The organism is Angustibacter speluncae (assembly GCF_054777815.1).
Genome location: NZ_BAAHAF010000093.1, coordinates 1 through 2,921 on the forward strand (window position 1 = coordinate 1; position 2,921 = coordinate 2,921).

Genomic DNA, 2,921 nt, shown 5'->3' on the forward strand with positions numbered 1-2,921 from the left:
CGTCGACCACGAGGTCGCCGACGGTCACGGCCGGCTCGGGCGCGTCGGCGCCGGAGCGGCGCAGGCCGTCGAGCCGGCGGCCCCGCCGGCCGCCGTGTCGGAGACGAAACCCGTTGCGGACAAGGCGTTCTCGGCACCCGCCGCGGACCCGGTCGACGACGACGCCGCGAGCACCCGGCTGGGGCGGGTGCTGCCGACCGCCGCGGAGCCCGAGGCCCCGCCGCGCCGCCGACGCCGCTGGCCCTGGGTCGTCGCCGCGGTCGTCGTGCTCGTGCTGGCCGTCGGTGGCGGGATGCTGGTCCGCTACCTGACCGCACCTGAACCGGGCGGGACCGCCACGGCACCAGCCGGTTTCACCAGCGTGGCAGTCGACGTCGTCGCCACGCCCACGGGGCCCGGGATCGTCGAGCTGGCCTTCGAGGCACCCGACGTGGCCGAGGGGCTCACGGTGCTCAACGTGACCGATGGCGCGCGGTCGGTGCTGGTGTCCGGGTTGCCCGGCGACCAGCAGAGCCACGTGCTCGACAGCCTTCCGCCAGGCAGGCTGTGCCTGCAGGTGCTCGCGGCCGTCCCCACCGAGGACGCACCGTCCGAATCACCGGCCGTCAGGCCGGCCTGCGTCGACGTCGAGGAGACGACCCCATGACCTTCCCCGTCGCCGAGCTCGCGGCCCGCATCGACGAGGCCGTCCAGCGCGCCGTCGTCGGCCGTCCGGAGGCCGTGGCCGACGCCGTCACCTGCCTGCTCGCCGGCGGCCACCTGCTGATCGAGGACGTCCCGGGCGTCGGCAAGACGACGCTGGCCCGCGCGGTCGCGGAGGCGACCGGCGGCACCTGGCACCGGCTGCAGTTCACGCCCGACCTGCTGCCGGGCGACGTCACCGGGGTCTCGGTGTGGGACGAGTCGGCGCGGCGGTTCGAGTTCCGTCCGGGACCGGTGTTCGCGCACGTGGTGGTGGCCGACGAGATCAACCGGGCGGCGCCGAAGACGCAGTCGGCGCTGCTCGAGGTGATGCAGGAGCACCAGGTGACGGTCGACTCGGTGTCGCACCCGGTGCCGCAGCCGTTCCTGGTGGTGGCGACGCAGAACCCGGTCGACCTGGCGGGCACCTACCCGCTGCCGGAGGCCCAGCTCGACCGCTTCCTGCTGCGGGTCGAGGTGGGGTACCCGTCGGCAGCCACCGAGGCGGGTCTGCTCGTGGCGCGCGTCGGCCGCACCGACGACGTGCCGGTCGCCCCGGTGTGCACGCCCGACGACGTGCGTCGTGCGCAGCAGGCGGTGGCGTCGGTGCACGTGCACCAGGAGGTCGCCGACGACGTCGTCGCGCTGGTGGGCGCGACCCGCACGCACCCGGCCCTGCGGCTCGGGGCCAGCCCGCGGGCCAGCCTCGCGCTCGTCCGGGCGGCGCAGGCGCGCGCCGCGACGGCAGGCCGCGACTACGTGGTGCCGGACGACGTCCGCGCCCTGGCGGTGCAGGTGCTGGCGCACCGGCTGCTGCTGTCGGCCGACGGCGAGCTGTCGGGGCACACCCGCGAGCAGGCCGTGCGCGACGTGATGGAGCAGGTGGTGCCGCCCACCAGCGGGGTCGCCAGGTGACCAGCGGTCCGGGGCGCGAGCTCGCCCCGACCCGCACCCCGCCGCCGGAGGTCGGCGTCCCGCGTCCGACCGGACGGGGTCTCGCGCTGCTGGTCACCGCGGTGGCGGGTGCGGCCGGCGCCTGGGGCCTGGGCTGGACGGCGCTGTGGCTGCCCGCCGCCACCTGCGCGGCGCTGCTGCTGCTCGGGCTCGTGCTGGTGGGCGTCCCGTCGTCGGTGCGGCTCGACCGCGCGCTGGTGCAGGACCGCGTGCCCGAGCAGGTGCCCGCGCTGGTCCGGGTGCGGGCCGAGAACGTGGGGCGGTGGCGCAGCGTCCCGCTGACCGCGGCCGAGCAGCTGGCCGGCGCGGCGCGCCGGATCCGGGTGCGGGTCCCGTCGCTGGCGCCGGGGGCCGAGCGCACCGTGCACGCACCGGTGCCGGCCGCGCGCCGGGGGCGCTACGTGCTGGCCGGCCTGCGCGGCGAGCGCACCGACCCGTTCGGCACCTGGGTCGTGCGCGGGCGGCTGAGCGAGCCCACCGTGCTGTGGGTGCAGCCCGCGGTGGTCGCGCTGCCGGCGCTGCTCACCTCCCGGGTGCCGGAGCTGCTGTCGGAGGGGTCGCAGGGCACCGCGGGCGGCGACGAGGACGTGCTCGCCGTCCGCGACTACGCCGTGGGCGACGACCCGCGCCGCGTGCACTGGCGCGCGACGGCCCACCGCGGCCGGCTGATGGTGGTCGACCGCGCCACCGGGCGGCGCACCCAGGTGCGGGTGGTGTGCGACCCCCGCCGCCCCGAGGGCGTCGCCGAGGACGAGGCGCTCGCGACCGTCGAGCACGTCGTGCGGCTGACCGCCTCGACGCTCGCGCTGGCCCGCTCGTCCTGGGCGCGCGAGGCCGCGCTCGACGTCCCCGGCCTCGACGTGGCGGCCTGCCGCCGGCTCGGCGCCCGCGACGACGCCGACCTGCTGACGCTGGTACCGGCGGCGGCGCCGCCGTCGTCCGCGCGAAGCGTCGCCTCGGCCGAGCTGTTCCGCGCGGACGCCTCCCAGGCGCTCGTCGTGGTGTCCGGCAGCGGCGACCCCGACCTGGTGCGGCTGGCCGCCCGTCGCGGCACCGGGACGGTGCTGGTGCTGTGCACCCCCGACGGCGCGACCGGCGTCCGTGCCGCGGGCGGCGCCGTCGTGCTGACCGTGGGACGGCCGTGAGGCCCCGGCTGCTGGCCCTGCTCGACGCGGTGGTGGTCGTGGCGGCGGCGGGCGCGCTGGCGAGCGCGTGCGGCGATCCCCGGGCGCTGCTGCTGCCGGTGCTGGTGGCCGGTGTGCTGCCCGGTGCGGTCGTCGCGGCCG

Annotated in this window: 2 protein-coding genes and 1 pseudogene; all 3 read left to right on the forward strand. The window is 78.1% G+C overall.

What is annotated here, in order from left to right; genetic code table 11:
* Window positions 1–646, forward strand: a pseudogene (locus tag ACYVKY_RS12080) (hypothetical protein); the annotation flags it as partial.
* The gene (locus tag ACYVKY_RS12085; protein ID WP_460435238.1) at window positions 643–1,596 is read left to right on the forward strand and encodes an AAA family ATPase; all 954 of its coding nucleotides are present in this window, start codon (window positions 643–645) and stop codon (window positions 1,594–1,596) included. The pseudogene ACYVKY_RS12080 and the gene ACYVKY_RS12085, both read left to right, overlap by 4 nt.
* The gene (locus ACYVKY_RS12090; RefSeq protein WP_460435239.1) at window positions 1,593–2,780 is read left to right on the forward strand and encodes a DUF58 domain-containing protein; all 1,188 of its coding nucleotides are present in this window, start codon (window positions 1,593–1,595) and stop codon (window positions 2,778–2,780) included. The genes ACYVKY_RS12085 and ACYVKY_RS12090 overlap by 4 nt, the downstream gene beginning before the upstream one ends.
* Window positions 2,781–2,921 lie beyond the last annotated feature (141 nt).

What these genes read in the sequence shown, in the direction of transcription:
- ACYVKY_RS12085 (WP_460435238.1), top strand. Translation starts at nt 643, where the DNA reads ATGACCTTCCCCGTCGCCGAGCTCGCGGCCCGCATCGACGAGGCCGTC.